The organism is Micromonospora sp. NPDC002389, from assembly GCF_040296095.1.
Lineage (GTDB): Bacteria > Actinomycetota > Actinomycetes > Mycobacteriales > Micromonosporaceae > Micromonospora.
This window is the reverse complement of sequence record NZ_JBEOWP010000006.1, coordinates 324,671-345,955: the sequence shown is the minus strand read 5'-3', so window position 1 is coordinate 345,955 and position 21,285 is coordinate 324,671. Positions and strand designations below refer to the sequence as shown.

Sequence of the window (21,285 nt, the reverse complement as noted above, 5' to 3'; positions counted from 1 at the left end):
ACGAACGCCGAAGGGCTCCCTCCCCAGTCGGGGAGGGAGCCCTTCGTTCGTCCGGCCGAGGGCGCTGGACACACCGTCACTCGACGGCGCGGCCACGGGCCTCCCGGACCTTCATCGCGTGCTCCACCACGGTGATCAGCACCTCCTTGACCGACTCCCGGTTGCGGGCGTCGCAGAGCAACACCGGCACCTCGGGGTCGAGGTTCAGCGCGGCCTGCACCTCGTCCAGACGGTACGAGCGCGCTCCCTCGAAGCAGTTCACCGCGACCAGGAACGGCGTACCCCGCCCCTCGAAGTAGTCGATGGAGGGGAAACAGTCGGCGAGCCGACGGGTGTCCGCCAGCACCACCGCGCCGATGGCACCGAGCGCCAGTTCGTCCCAGACGAACCAGAACCGGTCCTGACCCGGCGTGCCGAACAGGTACAGCACCAGGTCCTCGCTGACCGTGATCCGGCCGAAGTCCATCGCCACCGTGGTGGTCTGCTTCGCCTCGACGCCGGAGAGGTCGTCGATGCCGACCCCCGTCTCGGTCAGCACCTCCTCGGTCCGCAGCGGGCGTGTTTCACTGACCGCCCCGACCAGCGTGGTCTTGCCGACCCCGAAGCCGCCGGCGACCAGGATCTTGATCGCTGTGGGCAGGGCGACCGCTCCCGGCGGCCGCTCAGAGTGCCCGTAGTCCATTGATAACCGCCTCGAAAATGCTGTGGTCGGGTATGCCGACGGTGGTGTGCGGCTCGCGGATCTGCACCAGGCTGCGTGCCACCAGATCGCCGAGCAGGACCCGCACGGTGCCCACCGGCAGGTCCAGGTGTGCCGCGATCTCGGCCACGGACTGAATCCGCTGACAGAGGCCGACGATCGCCAGGTGCTCCGGGCCGAGACCGATCTCCGGGGAGACGTCCGAGCGGGTCGCCGTCACCAGGGAGATCAGGTCGAACGTGCCGGTGACCGGACGGGCCCGGCCGCCGGTCACCGCGTACGGACGGACAACCGGACCGGCATGGTCGTCCACCCACTGGTGGTCCGCGGACTCTCCCTGCACCGTCATCCGGGCTACTTCTCCCCGCCGGTCTGCTCGGCGGACCGGGACGGCGACGCGACGTACTTGCCGACCCTGGTGACCAGCATCGCCATCTCGTACGCGATCAGACCCACGTCGGCGTCCTCGGAGGCCAGCACCGCGAGACAGGCGTTACGGCCGGCGGCTGTGACGAACAGGAAGGAGGACTGCATCTCGATGATTGTCTGCTGGACCTGCCCGCCACCGAACCGCTTGCCCGCACCGCGGGCCAGACTCTGGATGCCGGCCGCCATCGCTGCCAGGTGCTCGCCGTCGTCGCGGCTGAGCCCCTGCGACGAGGCCATCAGCAGACCGTCGGCGGACAGTGCCACCGCATGTTCGGCCTGCTTGACCCGGCCGACGAGGTCGTCCAGCAACCACGTCAGGTCGGCACTCGAAGCCGTCTTCTGCGCCACTTCGTCGTCCTCTTCTCCCCGGCTCTTCGCCGTGCTCATCTGGGCCTGACCAGCGCTGACCCGGGCCAACGGGCCAGCGACGCGGATCAGGTCGCCGGTTGGTCGGCGCCGTCGGAACCGTCCTCGGCACGCCGGCCGCCATCGAGCAACCTAGCGGCGTCGGAGCGTCCGCGCCGGGTGCCCGTCTGGTACGAACTCATCATGCGCCGAACCTGTTCTGGTTCGCGGATCACGTCTTCGCCGTCGTCGGCCGCCTCGGGCTCGTTGCGCAGCGCCGGGGCGAGACTGGCCTGTCGGACCCGGACCGGCAGGCCCGACTCGGTACGCCCCAGGTCGGACTCGGCCACCGTCGGCGTACCCGGCTCGGGCGGGGTCGCCGCCGGAACGGGCGGGCCCGTCGGCGCACCGGGTGCGACCACCGCGTCGGCCGGCAGGCGCGGCGGCCGGGCCGGGCCCTCGCCCGGCGCGGAGGTCACCGGCACCTCGATCGGGATGGTCGGGCCGTCCAGGGCGGACTGACCGGGCCGGCGGCGGGACCTGGTCGGCAGGACGGTGGTCTCCTCGACGGACTCCACCGAGGGCTGCGCGACCGGTCCGGCGGCGGCTTCCCGCGCTGCGGTGGGCGAGGCCACCGCCACCGGTGCGGGTGACCGCTCGTCGCCGGCGGGGACCGCCCCGGCGGGCAGCGCCGGAGCCTCGCTCCGCGTGGCCGGCGGCGGGACCGCCGGCTGTGCGCCGTCCACGGTGATCAGGTCGCTCGGGACCAGCACCACCGCGGTCGTCCCGCCGTACGGCGACTCCTTGAGGTGTACCCGCACCCCGTGCCGGTCGGTCAGCCGGCTCACCACGTAGAGACCCAATCGGGACGCGTCGGCGAGGTTGAGTTCGGAGCGGTCGGTGATGCGGTGGTTGGCGGCGGCCAGGTCCTCCTCGGTCATGCCGAGGCCACGGTCCTCGATCTCGATGGCGAACCCGTTGGCGACCAGTTGTCCCCGCACCTCGACGGTGGTGTGCGGTGGCGAGAACGACAGCCCGTTCTCGATCAGTTCGGCGAGCAGGTGGATGACGTCACCGACGGCCCGTCCGGCCAGCGACACCCCGCTGATCGGGAGCACCTGCACCCGGGTGTAGTCCTCGACCTCACCGACTGCGCCACGGACCACGTCCACCATCGGCACGTTGCGGCGCCACGCCCGGCCGGGCGTGGAGCCGGAGAGCACGATCAGGTTCTCCGCGTTGCGCCGCATCCGGGTGGCCAGGTGGTCGACGCGGAACAGGTCCTCCAGTTCCTCCGCGTCCTGCTCCCGGCGCTCCATCGAGTCGAGCAGGGTGAGCTGGCGGTGCACCAGAGCCTGGGTACGCCGGGCCAGGCTGAGGAAGACGTCGCGCACCGCGCGACGCAGTTCCGCCTGCTCCACCGCGGTCCGGACGGCCGTCTCCTGCACCACGTTGAACGCCTTGCCCACCTGACCGATCTCGTCGTCACCGAACTGCAGCGGCGGCGCCTCCTTGGCCACGTCCACCTGCTCGCCACGGCCGAGCCGATCCACCACGTTGGGCAGCCGCTCGTTGGCGAGCTGGAACGCGGCGTCCCGCAGGCGCTGCAACTGCTGCACCAAAGCACGGGCGGTGGTGACCGAGACGACCACCGAGGCGATGACGGCGAGCAGACCGAGACCGGCGGCGAGCACCAACCGGATGATGACGCCGACGGCGACGGGGGTCGCCCGTTCGACCACGTCGTCACCACCGGCCAGCACGACGTCGCCGATTTCGATCAACGCCGGGCTCGTGGCATCGGTCCACGCCTCGGCGCTGAACGGCACCCGGGTGCTGTTGCCGGCCAGCATGACCTGGTTCTCCAGGTCGGCCAGCCGACGGAAGTTCGGACCGGAGGACATCTGCTGGTAGCGCGTCTGGTCCGCCTGCGGCAGCCGGACGACCGCCTGGTCCGCGACGAACTGGCGGGCGCCGACGACCCGGGTGAACTCCGCTCGCTCGCTCGAGGTGATCCGACCGGCGGCCAGCACCCCGGCGAGCAGGGCGTCCTCCTGGGACAGCAGTTCCCGGGCCCGGTTGAGCTGGATCAGTTGGACGGTGTCCTCGGCGACCTGGTCGTCATCGAGGTTGCCCAGCTCGTCGTAGACCTGATAGATCGACTCGATCACCTGGGTGAACGCCCCGCCGGCCTCGCTGCGGCCGATGTTGCGGCCGTCCACGGCCGCCCGGGTGTCCGACAACGCGGTGAGCCCACGGTTCAGCTCGCCGATCCGCTGGTGCAGGCCGTCGCTACCGAGCAGGCCGACCTGCCAGTGCGCAGCCGACTCCTTGAACTCGGCGGCCAGCTCGTCGGTGCGCTGACGCACCTGCACGAGTTCACCACGCCTGCGGTCCTCGGGCCGACCGAGGTACGCCAGCGAGGTCCGGCGTTCCAGCTGCAACTGCAACAGCAGTGGCTCGGTGGGATCGAACACCCGCACGTCGAGCGCCTGTACGCCGACCAGGTTGACGCCCTCGCGGACGGTCACCCAGGCGGTGAAGCTCCAGAGTGCCACCAGCGAGGCCAACAGGGCCACGACCTTGGTACGCAGATTCGAACTGCGGGAACCCATTACACCGTCCCTGGCCCGGAGCGAGTTGATCGGTCAGTCAGGCGGGCCACACACGCACCGACCCCGGCGCACGCTAACAGCGTCACCGTAGCAACTCAAGCGCTCGTGATCATGCCCTGGTGGGAGGCTGCGGAGCCCTCACCGTCACCGCCTGCCGCGCCGGATTCGAGCGCCAGACGCCGTGCCGCGAGCACCGCCGCGCGGACCACCAGGACCGGGGTGTAGAGGTCCTTGTCATGCCATAGTGGAGGGTCGTGGACGGCGTCGACCTGCAGATGTGCCAGCGCCCGGGCAGCGGCCTGCACCGCCTCGGGCCGCCGGTCGCCCGCCCCGAGCAGGACCTGCACCGCGTACGCCGTCTCCTCCGTGGTGGTCGACCAGCGTCCCCAGCCGCCGTCGTCGCGCTGGGTGGCGAGCACCCAGCCGACGGCCCGGTCGACGGCCTCCCCGGCGGCCTCCGGCGGTGCGTGAGCGGCCAGCGCCAGGGCCGCGCAGGAGGTGGCGTAGTAGGGCGAGGCGTGCCAACGGTCCGTCCAGTGGCCGTCCGGCTGCTGCACCTCGCGCAACCAGCCACCGAGGGCGGCCACCCGGGCGCCGTACCGGTTCGCGCCCGCGCGGGTGTGCCGGGCGTGCCAGCCCAGCGCCTCCAGCACGTGCGCGTTGGTGGTGATCGAGTCGCCGTCCTCCCCGCGCCAGGTGCAGAAGTGACTGCCGAGGTCGTAGCGGAACAGACTGGTCGGGTCGACCGGCCGGCCCAGCCGGGCCAGGGCGTACAGGGTGGCCGAGGTGGTGTCCGCGTCGGCCGGCAGCCCCGGCCCGGTCGCCGCGCCGTCCGGTCCGAGCGCGGCGGCCAATCCGGCCACCACCGCCGGCGACGGTCGGACCGGTATGCCCGCCCGGATCAGCGTGCCGAGCGTCCAGGACCGCTCGAAGACGCTGATCGGGGTGCAACACGGCACCGGGCCGTCGTGCCGGGCCACCACCTCGTCCAGGTACGCCCGCGCGGCCCGCTCCGGCGCACGCCGGTGGTTGAGCCACCCGGCCGTGGCGGCTGGTGAGGCGCCCACCGCGCCGTCGATCGGGCGGACCTCCTCGCGGGTCGCGGCGTTCGGTCCCAGCACCTCGTAGGCGTGCCACAGCTTGCGCGGCATCGGCCGGTCGGTGGCGAGCAACGCGGAGACCGCGTCGAGGCGCCGCCGGTCCACCCGAGGCAACGGAGGCAGGCCGGGCAGTGCCGGGGCGCCCCGGTCGCGCAGCCGGGTCAGGTGCGTGTCGATGCGACCGGTCAACGCTGGCACGATCAGGTCGGCCGCCGGGGTGTCCGGCAGCGGCGCGCCGGCTCCCAGCCGCCGGGCCAGCGCGGTCAGCCCACGAGCGGCGGCGTCCACCAGGTCGGACCGCGCCGGGTCGGAACGGTCGGCCGGCTCGTCCCGGGCGAGGACCGCGACCAGGGCCTCCACCGCGCTCGCCGTCGGCACCAGGCCGTACCCGCCGGGCAGGCCCCAGGCGCCGTCCGGCCCCTGCTGACCGAGCAGGTACGCCAACCGCCGGCCGTGGCCGCCGAGCCACGGGGCGTCGGCGACCAGGCGACCCGTCTCGTAGACCGAGGCACTCACCTGCCCGGCCGGTTCCCGGTCCAGGTCCGCGACCAGGTCGGCGGCCGCGTCGGTGACGCGCTGCGCCGTCTCCGGTGGCCCGGTGACGCCTGCGGCCGTCACGGCGTGCCCCAGAAGTCGGTGGACCGGTAGAAGCCGCTGCTGAAGCCGATCTGCCGGGCCAGGTAGTCGGCCGCCACCGGGCAGTCGACACGGAGCGTCGCGAGCTGGTCCCGGGCCTCGGCGACCAGCTCCGCGATCCGCTTCTCCACCTCGGCGCGGGACACCAGCAGCAGCGCGTTGAGGTCACCCCAGCGCAGGTCCCGCTCGTACGTGCCGAGGTCGTTGACCAGGCGTAGGATCCGCTGCACCTGGTCGCTCGCGGCCAGCAGCGCGTCGAGGTGCGCCAGGGTGGCCGGATCGTCGGTGTGGATCCAGTGCACGACGTTGACCACGGTGCAGGCCAGGTTGGCGGCGTTGTCCAGGTACTCCGCGAACCCGGGCCGGGTGTCCGGCGACTGCTTCCAGTCCCACTCCCGGGCCATCGCGGCGAGCACCTTGCGGGTCTCCTCCCGCCAGCGCTCGCGGTGCGCGGCGAAGGCGGGCACCGTGGCGAGTTCGTCGCGCAGCTCGGCGAGGAAGGCACCGAGCTGGTCGCCTTCCTCGGGCGTCCCGCCGTCGACCACCGCCAGGCAACGGGCGGTCAGCCGGTCGATCTCGTCGCGCGAGCGGGCCTCGTGGTCCACCAGCCAGTCCACGGCGAAGCCCCACAGCACCGCCCGATTCGTGACCCGGAGCCGGTCGAGGTCGCACCAGGGCGCGCCGAAGGCGATCGCCATCGCCACGTTGCCGAACAGCGTGGCGTCGAAGGGCCGGGTCGGGAACAGCTCGGGGTACGCGGCGGCGACCGCCGCCAGGTCGCGCTGGCCCTTCGCGGCGAGGGCACAGATCCGGCCCTGTTCGGCGGCGTCGGTCATCTGGTCGCCGGGGCCGACCGGCGACACCTCGGTCCGGGAGCTCACGCCGCGACACCCCGCGCGGGCCGCAGGACCACCTCGACCGGTTCCAGGGGACGCAACGCGGCGGCCACCTTGATGCCGGGTACGGCCGGACGACACAGCCGGAACCGGAACCGGCTCAGCAGGCCGGCCACGATCAGCGTCGCCTCCAGATAGAACAGGTGCATGCCCAGGCACTGGTGCGGGCCGCCGCCGAACGGGAAGTGCGTGTACCGGTGCCGCTGTCGGGCCTGTTCGGGCCGGAACCGGTCCGGGTCGAAGACCTCGGGTCGCTCCCAGAACATCGACATGCGGTGGGTGATCAGCGGGCTGACCACCACAGTGGAGCCGGCCGGGATCCGGACCCCACCGATGACGTCCTCCTCGACCGCGTTGCGGGGGAAGAGCCAGCCGATCGGATAGAGCCGGAGCAGCTCGTCGAGCACCTGCCGGGTGTAGCGCAGGTCGCGCAGGTGTTCCTGGCGTACCGGCTGGCCGCCGACCACCTCGTCGATCTCGGCGTAGAGCCGGGCGGCGATCTCGGGGTTGCGCTCGATGTGCGGCCACAGCCAGGTGAGGACGCTGATCGTGGTCTCGGTGGTGGTGGCCACCATCGCCACCGTGTCGTTGCGGACCTGCTGCTCGTCGAGTCGGCCACCGCCCTCGGTGCGGCCCCGCCACAGCGTGCTGATGATGTCGTCGGCGTCGCCGGCGGTCTCGTGGCGGGCGGCCCGCACGGTCGGCAGCAGCAGGTCGTCGATGAGCTGTACGGCCCGGCGGAACGTCCGGTCACCGGGCATGGGCGCGGCCAGCGGCGCCCACGGCATCAGGATGCGGGGCATCACCGAGCGGGCGATGTCGTCCTGCGCCTGCATGATCCGCATCGCGTCGGGCACCGAGATCCGGTCCGCGAAGAAGACCCGCATGATCGCCGAGCAGACGATCCTGGCCTGCACGGTGCCCATGTTGACCGGTTGGCCGGTACGCGCCGGCTCGGCCAACTCGTCGACGGCCTCCTCGATGGCGACGGCGAGGCGGTCGACCATCGCGTCGATGCGGCGGGCGGTGAACAGCGGCTGGAGGATCTGCCGGCTGTCGGCCCAGTGTTCGCCGTCGCTGAGGATGCCCTCGCCGAACAGCCGCTTCAGCGGGCGCCACTGCAGACCGTCGCCGGCGCGCACGTAGTTGCCGGAGCGCTCGCGCAGGACCTGTTGCAGGTGCTCGGGGTGGGTGACCAGGTACGGGCGCAGCGAGCCGAGGTTGAGCCGGACGACCTCACCTGCGGAGCGTTCGCCGAACTCGACGAGGGCGCGGGCCGGATCACGCAGCAGGTTCGGTAACGTGTACCGCAGCGGGATCGATGCCGGTCTCCGGGTTCGGGCGCAGTTCACGTCGTCGGCTCCCAGTTGGGCGGGCCCCGGGGGGTGAGGGGCGTTACTCTTCGAAATGCCACGATTGCGATGAGCATGACATTGCCGTAGCACTCCTCACTAGTCACGCACCGAGAAATCTTCGTGGTCGACATTCCCGCCGTCCACAACGGAGACGTGGCGTACGAGTCAGGTGCACGAGGGGCACCGCACTCTTCCCGTACTCCCGTCCACCGCTCATCGCGCCTGCTCAACACCGGTCCGCGCGGCCTCGCTCCGAGCGCCGGCCCACGACGGAGCGAGGCACTCCCGGACCCCGCCGGCTCTCTCAGGTGATCTTCGTCATCCCTGCTCACATCGGGGTACGGCGCCCGTGACAGCAATCGACCGACCGGGCGGGCGGGCAAGCCCCTCGTCGCGGTCCCGCCGCGAAGAACCCGGGCGCGGCCGGGCTCGCTGTGCCAGGCTCAGGGCATGGACGACACGACCATCCTGAGCCGGATCTCCGATCTGGTCGACGAGGAGCACCGGCTGCGCGCCGAGGCGCAGGCCCACGAGGCAGGCACCGACGACGAGGCCCGTGCCCGGCTGCGTGAGCTGGAGGAATCCCTCGACCAGTGCTGGGACCTGCTCCGCCGTCGACGCGCCGCGCGGCAGGCACACGGCGACCCCGACGCCCAGGGCGCACGCCCGGTGCCCGAGGTCGAGCGGTACCTGCAGTAGGCACCCGTCGGGCTCCGGGCGGCGGCGAAACCGCCACCCGGAGTCCGTCGTCCGGCCCGGCCGACGGCCGAGCCCGGACCGTCAGCGCAGACCGGCCTCGCGGGCCAGCAGATCGGTCAGAGCGTCCGGCTCCTGAGGCAGGCCCCGGGCGGTGAACCAGGTGGCGACGACCCGCACGTCCCGGGCGAGGAAGTCCCGCCCCTGCGGGTTCGCCACCACGTCGACCACCTGCGGCAGGTCGATCAGGACCAGCCGCCCCTCGTGCACCAGCAGGTTGTACGGCGACAGGTCACCGTGCGCGTACCCGGCGCGGGCCAGCACCACCAGCGCGTCGACGAGCTGCTCCCACAGCCTGCGCAGCTCGCCCGGGTCGGGACGCAGCTCGGCCAGCCGGGGCGCGGCCCGCCCCTGGTCCGGGTCGCCGAGGAACTCCAGCATCAGCTCGGTGCCGCGCAACTGCACCGGGTACGGCACGGCGACGGTGCCGAACCGTTCGCCGATCTCCCAGAGCCGGGCCAGCGCGGCGAACTCGGCCGCCGCCCACTGCCCGGCGACCATCTGCCGGCCGAACGCGGTCCGCCCGGTCATCGCGCGCATCTCCCGGGACCGGCGGACCCGCCGTCCTTCGAGATATCCGGCGTCGCGGTGGAAGAGCCGGTGTCGGGGATCGCGGTAGCGCTTCGCCGCCAGCAGACAGACCCGATCGGTCTCCGGCACGGCCCGGCGGACCAGGTGGACGTCGGCCTCCTTGCCGGTCTTGAGCACCCCGAGTTCGGTGTCCTTCGCCGCCAGTTCGGTGACCAGCCACGCCGGATGGGGTTGCGGACCGTGCACGGCGTCGTCCCAGGAGGACCAGACCTCGCCGGTCTCCGGGTCGGGCTCGTCGTCCGGGTCGGTCGGGGCGGGGCCGGACGGCCGCCCGCGCTTCAGGAAGTGTGGTTCGTCGTCGTCGAAGCGGCGCTTGCCGCGGGCTCGGCGCTCCGGCACCGAGGAGTCGTGATCGCGCACTGCGCTGGTCGTCCCTTGTTCGAGGTGGATGGAGGCAGGAATTGACCTGCGAGAACGGCCATGACCGACCTCCTCTCCTCGACCGGGCGCACGCCCGGCAGCACGATGCGCGGACCATGCTCGTCGCGTCGGCGCGCCGGGGCAACCGGTTTTCGACCTCAGGCGCGGGTACGCCCCGCCGCGCCACCCGTGGCGCCCATGATCGCGGCGATGGCGGCGATCACCGTGTCGACGGTGACCGTCGGGGCGAACCGGGCGTCCGTCCAGGGCCGACCCCGGTGCAGCCAGACGCTGGGCAGCCCGACCGCAGTGGCGCCGCCGATGTCGGCCTCCGGGCCGTCGCCGATCACCCAGGCGCCGCGCAACGGCATCCGGGCCCGCTGCGCGGCCAGCGCGAAGATCCGGGGGTTGGGCTTGCTGACCCCGGCCTCCTCGGAGATCACCCAGTCGGCCACGTACCGGTCCAGGCCGGTACGCCGGATCTTGGTGTCCTGTAGGCGGACCGTGCCGTTGGTGACCACCACCGGCATCCAGCCGGCGTCGTCGGCGATCCGCAGCGCGCAGGCGACCAGCGGATCGAGCCGGGTGAACTCGACGATGCCCTCGTGCAACTCCTCGACCAGATCGATGGAGGGGATCCGCAGGCGGTAGCGGTCCCGGATGGCGTCCGCGACGTCCCATCGGTCGGTCAGCCCGTCGGCGTCTATCGACAACAGCCATTCGATGTCGTGCGCGGGCGCACCGATGCCGTCGAGGAAGCGCTCTGCCCAGGTGCGGAACGGCCCGGCCCGGTCGAGCAGGGTGTTGTCCAGATCCAGCAGGAGCAGTGGCACTCGGGCACCTTACGGGAATCCGGTACCCGCCCGACAGGGCCGGAGGTTACGCGGTGATGTCGTACCGGCACTGACCCCGACCAGAACCCGATTTCCAAGCCGTACGTACGGTTTGCGTTACCCCGGGTGAGCTGACACGATCGTGACGTGCCCAGAGTAAGTCAGGACCAGCTCGACGCCCGTCGACACGAGATCCTCACCGCCGCGCGCGCCTGCTTCGCCCGGCACGGCTACGAGGGCGCCACCGTGCGCCGGCTCGAAGAGGCGACCGGGCTGTCCCGAGGGGCCATCTTCCACCACTTCCGGGACAAGGACTCGCTCTTCCTGGCCGTCGCCGAGGACGACGCCGCGACGATGGTGGAGACCGTCGCCCGCAACGGCCTGGTCCAGGTCATGCGGGACCTGCTCGCCCGCGCGGTCTCCCCCGACACCACCGGATGGCTCGGCAGCCAACTGGAGGTCTCCCGACGGCTGCGGACCGACCCGGCCTTCGCCAAGCGGTGGGCCGAGCGCTCGGCGGCCATCGCCGAGGCCACCCGGGACCGCCTGTCCCGGCAACGCGAGGCCGGAGTGCTGCGCGAGGACGTACCCATCGACGTGCTGGCCCGCTTCCTCGAACTCGCCTACGACGGCCTGGTCCTGCACCTGGCCATGGGACGACCCGCCGGCGACCTCGGCCCCGTCCTCGATCTGGTCGAGGAGGCCGTCCGTCGCCGCTGAACAGTCGGTAACGGCCCGATAACCCGCCTGTCCCGGCCTCGGCACGGTGGCGTCCGCGCTCCACAATGAGTCTGCGTTCCCTTCGCGCGACAGGAGCAGGCCATGACGGATCCCGCGGCGGACTTCCACACCTGGGGCATTCCCAGCCGCACCTTCCTGTTTCTCTACCTGGCGGCGGCGCTCGTCCTCGTCGTCGGCACCCTGATCCACCGCCGGGCGGTGCTGTCCGGCCGCTCCGCGCCCCCCGCCGACCAACTCGGCCCGCAGCAGCTCGCCTTCCTCAACGGCGGCGAGAACCTGGCGGTCTGGACCGCCATCGGCGCGCTGCGGGGACAGGGCGTGATCGGGGTCGACAAGCACCACCGGCTGACCGTCGACGCTCCCCTACCTCCCGGCGCGACCCCGCTCGACCGCGCCGTCCACCACGCCGCCAGCCAACGCTGCCCCGCCCGCCAGGTCATCACGACCGAGTGGGTGAGCCGGGCCCTCACCGAGCTGCGGGACGACCTGGACCGGCACGGACTGCTGGTCACCCCGGAGCAGCGGACGACCCTACGGATCGGCCCACTGCTGATGGCCGTGCTGTCCGCGGTCGGCATCGCGCGCATCTTCGCCGGCGTGGCCAACGGGCGACCGGTCTGGTATCTCGTGGCCGTCGTACTCGCACTCATCGTGGTGACCACGCTGCTGTTCGCCCTGGTGCCCCGACGCACCAAGGCCGCCGACGCGGCGCTGCGGCTGCTCCGCATGCGCAACCACCACCTGGCACCCCGCAGCAACCCGTCGTACGCCACCTATGGCGCCGCCGGCACGGCGATGGCGGTGGCCCTCTACGGCAGCGCCACGATCTGGGCCATGGACCCCACCTTCGCCCAGCAGGCCGAGCTCCAGCGCCAGGCGGCCACCGGCACCGGTGGCACCGCCGCCTGCGGCGGTGGCAGCACCGCAGGTGCGGGCGACAGCGGCGGTGGCTGCGGTGGTGGAGGCGGCGGCGGGTGCGGCGGCGGTGGAGGGTGCGGCGGATGACCGGTCCGCACGGGGTGGGCATCGGCTGGCGACCGGAGATCGCCGGATTCGTCGCCGACCTGCCCGGCCTGCGCTTCGTCGAGGTGGTCGCCGAGGGCGTGTCCCCCGCCGACCCACCCGACGGGCTGGTCGAGCTGCGTCGACGCGGCGTGACCGTGGTGCCGCACGGGGTACGGCTCTCCCTCGGCGGCACCGAACCGGTCGATCCGGCCCGGGTCGGCCACCTGGCGGCGGTCGCCGAACTGGTGGCGGCACCACTGGTCAGCGAGCACATCGCCTTCGTCCGGGCCGGTGGCCTGGAGGCCGGGCATCTGCTGCCGCTGCCCCGCACCCGCGAGGCGGTCGACGTGGTCTGCGCCAACGTCGCCCGGGCCTGGGCCGACCTGCCGGTGCCGATCGCGCTGGAGCCGATCGCCGCGCTGTTCGACTGGCCGGACGACGAACTCGACGAGGCCACGTTCCTCACCGAGATCCTGGACCGCACCGACGCGCTGCTGCTGCTCGACATCGCCAACGTGCACGCCAACGCCCGTAACCGGGGCACCGACCCGCTGGCCCTGCTGGACCGGCTGCCGTTGGACCGCGTCGCGTACGTGCACGTCGCCGGCGGCGCCGACCACGGCGGCTTCTACCACGACACCCACACCGACCCGGTCGGCCAGGACGTCCTCGACCTGCTCGCCGAGGTGTGCGCGCGGCACCGGCCACCGGCGGTCATGCTGGAGCGCGACGGGCACTACCCGCCCGCCGCCGACCTGCGCGCCGAGTTGGACGCCATCGCCACCGCCAGCGGGTTCCCGGTGGTGACGTGAGCGCCGACCCCGACGAGCCGCCCGCGCCGGGCGACACGCTGGCCGAGCGACAGGCGCGACTGGTGGCCGCGTTGGTGGCGGGCGGCCCACCTCCCCCGGGGTTCGCGCCCGCACCGCTTGCCGCCGCCCGCGCGGCGCTGCTGCGCAAGCGGGCCGGCGAGGTTGCCCGACACTGGCCGCTGCTCACCGCCGCCCTCGGCCCGCGCTGGCCGTCGGCCTTCCTCACCTGGGCCGCCGACCGGCCCACCAGCGGTGGCCTGCGCGACGGCTGGGACCTGGCCCGCGCGCTGCGCGACCGCGCCGAACTGCCGCCGCTGGGCGCCGAGGAACTCGCCGTCCGGGAAGCGACCCTGCGGTACGACGCCCGTCGGGCGCCACGCCCCCGCCGGTTCCCCGCGCTCGCGCGCGTCGACGGCGCCGTCGCGGTTCAGCTCGCCGGCCGCGTACGCCTCCTCCGGGTGTAAGGAAGGGCCCCTTGTTAACGCCTGCGGTATAGCAGGGGTTCCCTCCTAACATCAGGGGTCGGCGGGGCGAACGGACCCGGAGGTGCCGGACGCGCACCGGCTGCGGCAGGATCGGTGGCATGGATCTAGGACTCACCGACCGGGTGTACGTGCTCACCGGCGCCTCGCGCGGCCTCGGTCACGCCACGGCGCGGAGCCTGGTCGCCGACGGCGCCCGGGTGGTGCTCTCGGCCCGGCACGCCGACGCGGTGGCCGCCGCCACCGCCGAACTCGGCGGGCCGGAACACGCCGTCGGCATCACCGCCGACCTCACCGACCCGGACACGCCCGAACGGCTGGTACAGGCCGCGCACCAGCACTTTGGCCGACTCGACGGCGCCCTGGTCTCGGTGGGCGGACCGACCCCCGGCAGCGCCGCCTCGGTCGACGACGAGCAGTGGCGACACGCCTTCGAGACCATCTTCCTGGGCAGCGTACGGACGGTGCGGACGGTGGCCGGGGCGCTGCCCGACGGAGGCGCCATCGCACTCGTGCTGTCCACCTCGGCGCGGGGGCCGGTCACCGGGCTGGGCATCTCCAACGGGCTGCGCCCCGGTCTGGCCGGGGTCGCCAAGGACGTCGCCGACGAGTACGGCCCCCGTGGCGTACGGGTGGTCGGGTTGCTGCCGGGGCGGATCATGACCGACCGGAACCGGGAACTCTTCGCCGCCAGCGGCGACCCCGAACAGGCCCGCGCCGAGGCCGAGGCCAGCATCCCGCTGCGCCGCATCGGCGACCCCGACGAGTTCGGGAGGGTGGCCGCGTTCGTGCTCTCCCCGGCCGCGAGCTACCTGACCGGGGTCACCATCCCGGTCGACGGCGGCGCGCTGCGCGGCCTGTGACCAGGCAACCGAAGGGCGGCGCTGACCGACCTGCGACCAGGCGACCGGAAGGCAGCCCCGCCCGTCCGGCGACCGGGCAGCCGGAAGGCGGCGCTGCGCGGCCGGTGACCGGGCAAGCAGAGGGCGGCCCGGCGCGAAGCGCCCGTGGCGCGACGGTGCCGGGTCCCGGACCCGCCGCGCGGACCGACGGCGTGGATCGGGGGTACCGGCCGACCCGGGAGGAGTTGGCGGCGGCCGTGGACCGACTGCTGCCGGACGTCATCGCGCCCGGGTTGGACGTGCTGTTCGTCGGGATCAACCCCGGGCTGTGGTCGGCCGCGACCGGCTGGCACTTCGCCCGCCCCGGCAACCGGTTCTGGCCGGCGCTGCACCGGGGCGGGTTCACCCCGCGCCTGATGCACCCCAGCGAGCAGGACGAGTTGCCCGGGCTCGGGCTGGGCATCACCAACGTGGTGGCCCGGGCCAGCGCCCGCGCCGACGAACTGTCCGCCGCCGAACTGGTCGACGGGGCACGGGAGCTGACCGGCAAGGTCGCCGCGTACCGGCCGCGCTGGGTGGCCGTGGTCGGGGTGACCGCGTACCGGATCGGCTTCGCCCGCCCGAAGGCCACCTTCGGCCGGCAGCCGGAGTCGCTGGCCGGTGCCCACCTCTGGGTGCTGCCGAACCCCAGCGGCCTGAACGCGCACTACACCCCGCAGACGCTCGGTGCCGCCTTCGCCGAACTCCGCGAGGCGACGTCCCGGGAGTGACCGCCGTCAGTTGGCGGCGGCGGGCGGCAGCGCCTCGTCGGCGAGGTACTCCCGCGACGGGATGATCACCGGCTCCACCATGGCCTGGTCGGTGTGCGGGGTCGGCGAGTCGGCCACCGCGAACTGGGTGCGGTACAGCTCGGCGTAGAGGCCACCCACCGCGACCAGCTCGTCGTGCCGACCGCGCTCGACGATGCGGCCCTCGTCGAGAACGAGGATCTGGTCGGCGTCGCGGACCGTGGAGAGCCGGTGCGCGATGACCAACGCGGTACGCCCGGTCAGCGCCACCGCCAGCGCCCGCTGCACGGCCGCCTCGCTCTCCGAGTCGAGGTGCGCGGTCGCCTCGTCGAGGATCACGATCGAGGGTGCCTTGAGCAGCAGCCGGGCGATCGCGATGCGCTGCTTCTCGCCGCCGGAGAAGCGGTAGCCGCGCTCGCCGACGGTGGTGTCCAGCCCGTCGGGCAGCGCCCGGACCAGGTCGGCGACCTGTGCACCGGCCAACGCCGCCCACAGCTCGTCGTCGGTGGCGTCCGGCTTGGCGTACCGCAGGTTCTCGGCGATCGTCTCGTGGAACAGGTGCGAATCCTGGGTCACCACGCCGATCTCGTCCCGCAGCGATTCGAGGGTGGCGTCCCGCACGTCGACGCCGCCGACCAGCACCTGGCCGTCGGTGACATCGTAGATCCGGGAGATCAGCATGGACAGCGTGGACTTGCCCGCGCCGGAGGGCCCGACCAGGGCGACCATCTGTCCGGGCTCGACCCGGAAGGAGACGCCCTTGAGCACCGGCTCGTTGACCGTACGATCCAGCGTGGCGACCTCCTCCAGCGACGCGAGGGAGATCTCGGCGGCGCTCGGGTAGCGGAAGCGCACGTCACGGAACTCGACCCGGCCGGCGTCCCGGGGCACCGGGACGGCGTCGGACCGCTCCTTGATCGCCGGGTCCAGGTCGAGCACCTCGAAGACCCGGTCGAACGAGACCAGCGCGCTCATCACGTCGACCCGGACGTTACTCAACGCGGTGAGCGGACCGTAGAGGCGGGTGAGCAGCAACGCGAGCGTCACCACCGTACCGGCGCTGACCTCGCCGGTGACCGCCAGCCACCCGCCGAGCCCGTAGGTGAGCGCCTGGGCCAGCGAGGCGACCAGCAGCATCGCCACGAAGAACGTCCGCGAGTACATCGCGGAGGTGATGCCGATGTCGCGGACCCGCTCGGCGCGGGCGGCGAACCGCCCGGCCTCGGCGTCGGGGCGACCGAAGAGCTTCACCAGCAGCGCGCCCGCGACCCCGAACCGCTCGGTCATGGTCGCGTTCATCTTGGCGTCGAGGTTGTACGACTCGCGGGTGATCTCGGCCAGCCGCCGGCCGACCCGACGGGCCGGGATGATGAACACCGGCAGCAGCACCAGCGACAACGCGGTGATCTGCCAGGAGAGGGTGAGCATCACGGCGGCGGTGAGCAGCAGTTGGATCACGTTGCTGACCACGCCGGAGAGCGTCGAGGTGAAGGCCCGCTGGGCCCCCATCACGTCGTTGTTGAGCCGGCTGACCAGCGCACCGGTCTGGGTGCGGGTGAAGAACTGCAACGGCATCCGCTGCACGTGGTCGTAGACCCGGGTCCGCAGGTCGAGAATGATGCCCTCACCGATGCGCGCCGAGTACCAGCGCTGCGCGAGGGAGAGCATCGCGTCGGCGACGGCCAGGCCGGCGATGAAGAACGCCAGCCGGATGACCAGCGCGCCGGCCTCGTCGCCGCCCCGAGTGATCGCGTCGATGACCTGACCGGCGAGCAACGGGGTGGCCACCCCGATCACCGCCGCGACGATCACGGTCAGCAGGAACACGACGATGTCGCGCCGGTACGGCCGGGCGAACGCCACGATCCGCCGAGCGACCCCGCGCTGCAACCGGTGACTGGAGATCTCGTCACCGTTGCGCATCGACCGCAGCATGCTCCAACCGCCCATGCCGCCGGCGGCCATCGGGTTGGACACACACACCTCCGGGAAGGGCCTCAGTACGCCGTCGGGTCAATTCTCCCGACAGCTACGACAACCTCGTGAGTAACCCGGATCTTCCCGAACGGTCCTTACTATTCTGCGTACCCGGCAAGATCGCGGATCCGCCGGGTCTGTGCCTCCCGCTCGGCCCGCTGCTGCTCGGCGTGCGTCCGTCCGGACGCACCGGCGAGAAGTGCCTTGATCTCCACCACGGCGTCACGCTGGTGCGCGAGCAGCCCGGCGGTGAGGTCGCGCACCGCGTCGTCCAACTCCGCGTTCGGCACCACCAGGGTGGCCAGGCCGAGCCGGTCCGCCTCGGCGGCGTCCATCCGCCGACCGGTGGTGCAGATCTCCAGCGCACGGGCGTAGCCGACCAACTCCACCAGGCGCTTCGTGCCGGCCAGGTCCGGGACCAGGCCCAGCGTGACCTCGGCCATGGACAGCTTCGCGTCCTGCGCCAGCACCCGCAGGTCGCAGGCGAGGGCGAGCTGGAATCCGGCGCCGATGGCATGCCCCTGCACGGCCGCGACGGAGATGACGTCCGGCCGGTGCAGCCAGGTGAAGCCGCCCTGGAAGGCGGCGATCCGGTCGGCGCACTCCGCTTCCGGCAGTGCGGCCAGCTCGGCGAACGAGCCCGGCCCGGTGGCGCCCGCGACCGCCAGATCGAGGCCGGCGGAGAACGCCCGCCCCTCACTCCGAACGACCACGACACGTACGTCACCGGGCAGGTCCCGGGAGAAATCGCTCATCGCGCGCCACATCGACGGGGTCTGCGCGTTGAGCACGTCGGGCCGACACAGGGTGACCGTGGCGATCGGCCCGTCACACTCCAGCCGGACCCCGGTCGCCTCGGTGGTCACCGGGCGGCCCGGGTCGCGGTGGTGGTGTACGACGCTGACGGGCGGGTCACGCCTTCTTGCGGCGCCGGGCGCCGCCGCGCTGCCGCAGCTGCACCCCGGACTCGGTGAGCACGCGGTGAATGAACCCGTAGGATCGGCCGGTCGAGGCCGCGAGAGCACGGATGCTCTCTCCTCCGGTGTACCGCTTGACGAGGTCCTTGGCGAGCGTCTGACGCTCGGCTCCGACGATCCGGCGACCCTTCTCAGTGCTGGTGGCTGTGCCAGTGGCTGCCATGCTGTGTCCTCACGTCCCAGACTGTGCGGTTCGGATACGGTCCCACCTATTAGACCGCCTCGAACGATCATGCGCCAGATATCAACTATTCGCCAACCGACACGCTATGCAATGTCAGCTTCCCGATAGGTGACGACCGTCGGCACACGGCCGCGGGGCGGGGCGCGTCAACGGGCCGGAGCTGGCTTTCGGCAGCTGGCCACCACTCGCACGCACGGTGCCGCCGACACCACGGTCCGCCACCATCTCCTCACCAAAGGTATAGACCGTGGTCACCATCCGGCACCCCGAGGCACGGACTCCCCAAGCGGGGTGAGCCGCCTCGCCCTCGGTCGCACTCCGACCGCGCCTGCTGCCCGTACGCTGCCGGCCATGCTCGACCTGCTCGGCACCGCGACCGTCGCCGCGGTGGTCTTCGCCGCCACCAACATCGACGACATCGTCGTCCTGACGGTGTTCTTCGTCGCCGCCCGCACCACCGGCCGTCCACGCGTCGGGCAGATCGTCACCGGTCAGTACCTGGGCATCGGCGCCCTGGTACTGGCCAGTGCCGTGGTCGCGGCCGGGCTCCTGGTGGTACCCGACGAGTGGACGGGCCTGCTCGGGCTGCTGCCGATCGCCCTCGGCGTCCGCGCGCTGCGGCGACGCGACGACGACGAGCCGCCCCCGGTGGTCGCCGGTGTGGTCGGCGTGGCCGCCGTGACCATCGCCAACGGCGCCGACAACGTGGCCGTCTACGTGCCGGTGCTGCGCACCCTCGGTGTCGCCGACGCCGCCGTCTTCGGGCTGGTATTCGCGGGCCTGGTCGCCGTGTGGTGCGTGGCCGGCGCCTGGCTCGGCGGCCACCCGAAGGTGACCCGGCTGGTCGAACGCGCCGGCCACTGGCTGGTGCCGACGATCTTCATCGCCGTCGGCGTGGTCATCCTGGCCACCTCCGGCGTCGTCGGGCACCTGCTCGACCTCGCCCGCTGACCCCGGCGCGTGTGTAAGGAGGGGTCCCTTCCTATACACCAGGCGTTAGTAGGGGGCCCTTCCTTACACCCGCCGGTGCACCGGGTCAGGCCAGCTCGACCAGTTCCAGCAGGTCGTCACTCCAGGCGTCCTCGTCACCGTCGGGCAGCAGGATGGCCCGGTCGGGCTTGAGCGCCAGCACCGCGCCCGGGTCGTGGGTGACCAGGACGATCGCGCCCGGGTAGTTGGCGATCGCGTCGAGCACCTGCTCCCGACTGACCGGGTCGAGGTTGTTGGTCGGCTCGTCCAGCAGCAGCACGTTCGCCCCGGAGCAGACCAGGGTCGACAGCGCCAGCCGGGTCTTCTCGCCACCGGAGAGCACCCCGGCGGGCTTGTCCACGTCCTCGCCGGAGAAGAGGAACGCACCGAGGATCTTGCGCAACTCGGTGTCGGTCTGCTCGGTCGAGGCGGCCCGCATGTTCTCCAGCACGGTCCGCTCGACGTCCAGCGTCTCGTGCTCCTGCGCGTAGTAGCCCAGCCGCAGCCCGTGCCCGGGCCGCACCTCGCCGGTGTCCGGCTCCAGCAGCCCGCCGAGCATCCGCAGCAGCGTGGTCTTGCCGGCACCGTTGAGCCCCAGGATGGCCACCCGGGAACCCCGGTCCACCGCCACGTCCACGTCAGTGAAGATCTCCAACGACCCGTACGACTTGGACAGGCCGGACGCGGTCAGCGGGGTCTTGCCGCACGGCGCCGGAGCGGGGAAACGCACCTTGGCCACCTTGTCGCCGACGCGGACCTCCTCCAGGCCCGACATCAGGCGCTCGGCCCGCCGGGCCATGTTCTGCGCGGCCACCGTCTTGGTGGCCTTCGCCCGCATCTTGTCCGCCTGGGCCATCAGGGCGCCGGCCTTCTTCTCGGCGTTGGCCCGCTCCCGGCGCCGCCGCCGCTCGTCGGTCTCCCGCGCCTCCAGGTACGCCTTCCAGCCCAGGTTGTAGACGTCGACCACGGAACGGGTGGCATCGAGGAACCAGACCTTGTTGACCACCGACTCCAGCAGCGAACCGTCGTGCGAGATCACCACCAGCCCGCCCTTGTGGTTGGCGAGGAAGCCGCGCAGCCAGGTGATCGAATCGGCGTCGAGGTGGTTGGTGGGCTCGTCGAGCAGCAGGATCCCGCCACCGTTGTCGGCCGCGTCGCGGAACAGGATCCGGGCCAGCTCGATGCGGCGGCGCTGACCACCGGAGAGGGTGCCGATGGTCTGCGCGAGGGCCCGGTCGGGCAGCCCCAGGTTGGCGCAGATCCGGGCCGCCTCGGCCTCGGCCGCGTACCCGCCGAGCGCGGCGAACTGGTCCTCCAGCGCGCCGTACCGGCGGACCAGGCGCTCGTCGCCGCCGTCGGCGAGCTGGTTCTCCAGGTCCTTCATCTGCGACATCAGCGCGTCCAGGCCACGGGCGGAGAGCACCCGGTCCCGGCCAGTGACCTCCAGGTCGCCGGTACGCGGGTCCTGCGGCAGGTAGCCGACGGCGCTGCGCCGGTCGATCTGTCCGGCGTACGGCTGTCCCTCACCGGCGAGCACCTTCAGGGTGGTGGTCTTGCCGGCGCCGTTGCGGCCGACCAGGCCGATCCGGTCCCCCGGCTGCACTCGCAGCGTGGTGTCGGACAGCAGGATCCGGGCGCCGGCGCGCAGTTCCAGGCCGCTGGCATTGATCATGTCGGGGTACTCGCTCTCGGGGATCCGCAGGGCTGACTCAGGGCACACGAAAGCGCCGGCGGATCATGGTGACCCGTCGGCGCGGGGCGTTCAGCCTTCGCAGAGCAGCACGGGTCGATTGTACCGGGCCCCGGTGAACGGCGAACGCGGATTACCGACCAAGATCGTCGGGTACCGATTCGCCGTCCGGACCGGTTCCGGCCCGCGAGCCACTGACTGA

At 72.4% G+C, this 21,285-nt stretch carries 21 protein-coding genes; 8 read left to right on the top strand and 13 right to left on the bottom strand.

What is annotated here, in order from left to right:
- Window positions 1–76: 76 nt before the first annotated feature.
- The 7 genes from ABT008_RS14555 to ABT008_RS14525 form a co-directional block, all read right to left on the bottom strand.
- A complete protein-coding gene (locus ABT008_RS14555) occupies window positions 77–682 on the bottom strand; it encodes a GTP-binding protein (RefSeq protein ID WP_350696616.1) in 606 nt (201 codons plus the stop codon).
- Window positions 663–1,049 (bottom strand): DUF742 domain-containing protein, encoded by a 387-nt coding sequence (locus tag ABT008_RS14550; protein ID WP_350696614.1) that lies wholly within the window; start codon window positions 1,047–1,049, stop codon window positions 663–665. The genes ABT008_RS14555 and ABT008_RS14550 overlap by 20 nt, the downstream gene beginning before the upstream one ends.
- A gap of 5 nt (window positions 1,050–1,054) precedes the next feature.
- Entirely contained in the window at window positions 1,055–1,516 is a 462-nt protein-coding gene (locus ABT008_RS14545) for a roadblock/LC7 domain-containing protein (protein ID WP_350696613.1), read from the bottom strand.
- Between the two features lie 47 nt (window positions 1,517–1,563).
- Window positions 1,564–4,089, bottom strand: coding sequence for a sensor histidine kinase (locus ABT008_RS14540; protein WP_350696611.1), 2,526 nt, complete (start codon window positions 4,087–4,089; stop codon window positions 1,564–1,566).
- Between the two features lie 95 nt (window positions 4,090–4,184).
- A complete protein-coding gene (locus tag ABT008_RS14535) occupies window positions 4,185–5,807 on the bottom strand; it encodes a prenyltransferase/squalene oxidase repeat-containing protein (RefSeq protein WP_350696609.1) in 1,623 nt (540 codons plus the stop codon).
- The gene (locus tag ABT008_RS14530) at window positions 5,804–6,661 is read right to left on the bottom strand and encodes a terpene synthase family protein (protein WP_350696800.1); all 858 of its coding nucleotides are present in this window, start codon (window positions 6,659–6,661) and stop codon (window positions 5,804–5,806) included. The genes ABT008_RS14535 and ABT008_RS14530 overlap by 4 nt, the downstream gene beginning before the upstream one ends.
- A 41-nt stretch (window positions 6,662–6,702) precedes the next feature.
- The gene (locus ABT008_RS14525; protein ID WP_502890436.1) at window positions 6,703–8,040 is read right to left on the bottom strand and encodes a cytochrome P450; all 1,338 of its coding nucleotides are present in this window, start codon (window positions 8,038–8,040) and stop codon (window positions 6,703–6,705) included.
- Between the two features lie 486 nt (window positions 8,041–8,526).
- Between ABT008_RS14525 and ABT008_RS14520 the strand changes: the two genes are divergently transcribed.
- Complete coding sequence (locus tag ABT008_RS14520) at window positions 8,527–8,775, top strand: DUF2630 family protein (RefSeq protein ID WP_350696606.1); 249 nt, start codon at window positions 8,527–8,529, stop codon at window positions 8,773–8,775.
- 81 nt (window positions 8,776–8,856) lie between these two features.
- Here the strand turns inward: ABT008_RS14520 and ABT008_RS14515 are convergent, their stop codons facing one another.
- Window positions 8,857–9,783: an RIO1 family regulatory kinase/ATPase domain-containing protein gene (locus ABT008_RS14515; RefSeq protein WP_350696604.1), complete on the bottom strand. Its 927-nt coding sequence runs from the start codon at window positions 9,781–9,783 to the stop codon at window positions 8,857–8,859.
- Between the two features lie 158 nt (window positions 9,784–9,941).
- Window positions 9,942–10,616 (bottom strand): HAD family hydrolase, encoded by a 675-nt coding sequence (locus tag ABT008_RS14510; protein ID WP_350696602.1) that lies wholly within the window; start codon window positions 10,614–10,616, stop codon window positions 9,942–9,944.
- A gap of 147 nt (window positions 10,617–10,763) precedes the next feature.
- Between ABT008_RS14510 and ABT008_RS14505 the strand changes: the two genes are divergently transcribed.
- The 6 genes from ABT008_RS14505 (at window position 10,764) to mug (ending at window position 15,268) form a co-directional block, all read left to right on the top strand.
- On the top strand, window positions 10,764–11,336 hold the full coding sequence (locus tag ABT008_RS14505) for a TetR/AcrR family transcriptional regulator (RefSeq protein WP_350696601.1): 573 nt from the start codon (window positions 10,764–10,766) through the stop codon (window positions 11,334–11,336).
- A gap of 102 nt (window positions 11,337–11,438) precedes the next feature.
- Window positions 11,439–12,362: a TIGR04222 domain-containing membrane protein gene (locus tag ABT008_RS14500; RefSeq protein WP_350696599.1), complete on the top strand. Its 924-nt coding sequence runs from the start codon at window positions 11,439–11,441 to the stop codon at window positions 12,360–12,362.
- On the top strand, window positions 12,359–13,174 hold the full coding sequence (locus ABT008_RS14495; protein WP_350696598.1) for an MbnB/TglH/ChrH family RiPP precursor modification enzyme: 816 nt from the start codon (window positions 12,359–12,361) through the stop codon (window positions 13,172–13,174). Before ABT008_RS14500 ends, ABT008_RS14495 begins: the two co-directional genes overlap by 4 nt.
- Window positions 13,171–13,638 (top strand): SCO6045 C-terminal-like domain-containing protein, encoded by a 468-nt coding sequence (locus ABT008_RS14490; protein ID WP_350696596.1) that lies wholly within the window; start codon window positions 13,171–13,173, stop codon window positions 13,636–13,638. Before ABT008_RS14495 ends, ABT008_RS14490 begins: the two co-directional genes overlap by 4 nt.
- 119 nt (window positions 13,639–13,757) lie before the next feature.
- Entirely contained in the window at window positions 13,758–14,519 is a 762-nt protein-coding gene (locus ABT008_RS14485) for an SDR family oxidoreductase (protein ID WP_350696595.1), read from the top strand.
- Between the two features lie 191 nt (window positions 14,520–14,710).
- Window positions 14,711–15,268, top strand: a complete 558-nt coding sequence (mug, locus tag ABT008_RS14480; protein WP_350696593.1) for a G/U mismatch-specific DNA glycosylase — start codon at window positions 14,711–14,713, stop codon at window positions 15,266–15,268.
- Window positions 15,269–15,274: 6 nt separating this feature from the next.
- Here mug and ABT008_RS14475 read toward each other — a convergent pair whose 3' ends face one another.
- From ABT008_RS14475 to ABT008_RS14465, 3 genes are all read right to left on the bottom strand, one after another.
- Complete coding sequence (locus ABT008_RS14475) at window positions 15,275–17,251, bottom strand: ABC transporter ATP-binding protein (protein ID WP_350696799.1); 1,977 nt, start codon at window positions 17,249–17,251, stop codon at window positions 15,275–15,277.
- Window positions 17,252–17,361: 110 nt separating this feature from the next.
- On the bottom strand, window positions 17,362–18,129 hold the full coding sequence (locus tag ABT008_RS14470; RefSeq protein WP_350696592.1) for an enoyl-CoA hydratase/isomerase family protein: 768 nt from the start codon (window positions 18,127–18,129) through the stop codon (window positions 17,362–17,364).
- 46 nt (window positions 18,130–18,175) lie between these two features.
- A complete protein-coding gene (locus ABT008_RS14465) occupies window positions 18,176–18,403 on the bottom strand; it encodes a helix-turn-helix domain-containing protein (RefSeq protein ID WP_007072022.1) in 228 nt (75 codons plus the stop codon).
- A 372-nt stretch (window positions 18,404–18,775) separates the two neighbouring features.
- Here ABT008_RS14465 and ABT008_RS14460 point away from each other — a divergent pair, with 372 nt between their 5' ends.
- Window positions 18,776–19,375, top strand: coding sequence for a cadmium resistance transporter (locus tag ABT008_RS14460; RefSeq protein WP_350696591.1), 600 nt, complete (start codon window positions 18,776–18,778; stop codon window positions 19,373–19,375).
- 85 nt (window positions 19,376–19,460) lie between these two features.
- Here the strand turns inward: ABT008_RS14460 and ABT008_RS14455 are convergent, their stop codons facing one another.
- Window positions 19,461–21,065, bottom strand: coding sequence for an ABC-F family ATP-binding cassette domain-containing protein (locus ABT008_RS14455; protein WP_350696798.1), 1,605 nt, complete (start codon window positions 21,063–21,065; stop codon window positions 19,461–19,463).
- Window positions 21,066–21,285 lie beyond the last annotated feature (220 nt).

Bases quoted from the DNA above. Each gene is read 5' to 3' on its own strand.
- ABT008_RS14555 (WP_350696616.1), bottom strand. From the start codon at position 682: ATGGACTACGGGCACTCTGAGCGGCCGCCGGGAGCGGTCGCCCTGCCC.
- ABT008_RS14550 (WP_350696614.1), bottom strand. From the start codon at position 1,049: ATGACGGTGCAGGGAGAGTCCGCGGACCACCAGTGGGTGGACGACCAT.
- ABT008_RS14545 (WP_350696613.1), bottom strand. From the start codon at position 1,516: ATGAGCACGGCGAAGAGCCGGGGAGAAGAGGACGACGAAGTGGCGCAG.
- ABT008_RS14540 (WP_350696611.1), bottom strand. From the start codon at position 4,089: ATGGGTTCCCGCAGTTCGAATCTGCGTACCAAGGTCGTGGCCCTGTTG.
- ABT008_RS14530 (WP_350696800.1), bottom strand. From the start codon at position 6,661: ATGACCGACGCCGCCGAACAGGGCCGGATCTGTGCCCTCGCCGCGAAG.
- ABT008_RS14520 (WP_350696606.1), top strand. From the start codon at position 8,527: ATGGACGACACGACCATCCTGAGCCGGATCTCCGATCTGGTCGACGAG.
- ABT008_RS14500 (WP_350696599.1), top strand. From the start codon at position 11,439: ATGACGGATCCCGCGGCGGACTTCCACACCTGGGGCATTCCCAGCCGC.
- ABT008_RS14495 (WP_350696598.1), top strand. From the start codon at position 12,359: ATGACCGGTCCGCACGGGGTGGGCATCGGCTGGCGACCGGAGATCGCC.
- ABT008_RS14485 (WP_350696595.1), top strand. From the start codon at position 13,758: ATGGATCTAGGACTCACCGACCGGGTGTACGTGCTCACCGGCGCCTCG.
- ABT008_RS14475 (WP_350696799.1), bottom strand. From the start codon at position 17,251: ATGGCCGCCGGCGGCATGGGCGGTTGGAGCATGCTGCGGTCGATGCGC.
- ABT008_RS14465 (WP_007072022.1), bottom strand. From the start codon at position 18,403: ATGGCAGCCACTGGCACAGCCACCAGCACTGAGAAGGGTCGCCGGATC.
- ABT008_RS14460 (WP_350696591.1), top strand. From the start codon at position 18,776: ATGCTCGACCTGCTCGGCACCGCGACCGTCGCCGCGGTGGTCTTCGCC.
- ABT008_RS14455 (WP_350696798.1), bottom strand. From the start codon at position 21,065: ATGATCAATGCCAGCGGCCTGGAACTGCGCGCCGGCGCCCGGATCCTG.